Raw genomic sequence first — 725 nt, forward strand, 5'->3', positions numbered from 1 at the left:
CGCGGAAGTGGATTTAGAAAACTTCAAACGCAAGGTGGATGCTGGCGCAAGTAGTGCGATTACACAGTACTTTTATAATCCGGACGCTTATTTTTACTTTATTGATCGGGTTGAGGCGATGGGTATTAATATTCCAATCGTCCCAGGCATTATGCCAATCACCAACTACTCCAATTTAATGCGTTTCAGCGATATGTGTGGAGCGGAGATTCCTAGATGGATTCGCAAGCAGCTTGAAGCGTATGGTGATGATAAAGCGAGCATTGTAAAATTTGGCGAAGAAGTGGTGACCCAAATGTGCGACACATTGCTAGCGGCCGGCGTGCCAGGCATACACTTCTACAGCATGAACCAAGCAGAACCCTCACTCAAGATTTGGGATAACCTTGGACTAAGCGATAACGAGAAAATCAAATTCTGATCACTCGCGCCTAAAGCAACACAATACAATGGCTTGCCCTACTCCGGCAGGCCATTTTTTTTTGCCGCTCTACTTTTACTCGTCGCCCATTCCAACCATAATCATGCAGAGATAAACGAACAGGCTAAGCACTCAAGTTGCATATTCCAACAACAAAATCTCCAAGGAGACGGTGTGGGTCAGAATATTGATAAAACCCAGTTTAGCGATCAGGATTATGCCGATTTCAGAGATGCACTCAATTACAATCTTCGCACTTTCCGCGCACTTTTAGCTGAACCCGGTTTTGGTGAAGGGCCTCAGT

General features: G+C 45.2%; 1 protein-coding gene. It reads left to right on the forward strand.

Annotation, left to right across the window (positions count from 1 at the left end):
* Nucleotides 1–421 (forward strand): methylenetetrahydrofolate reductase (locus A3750_RS05410; protein WP_197474920.1); only part of this gene is annotated, 421 nt, incomplete at its 5' end.
* Between the last annotated feature and the right edge of the window lie 304 nt (nucleotides 422–725).

Source organism: Oleiphilus sp. HI0079, from assembly GCF_001635105.1.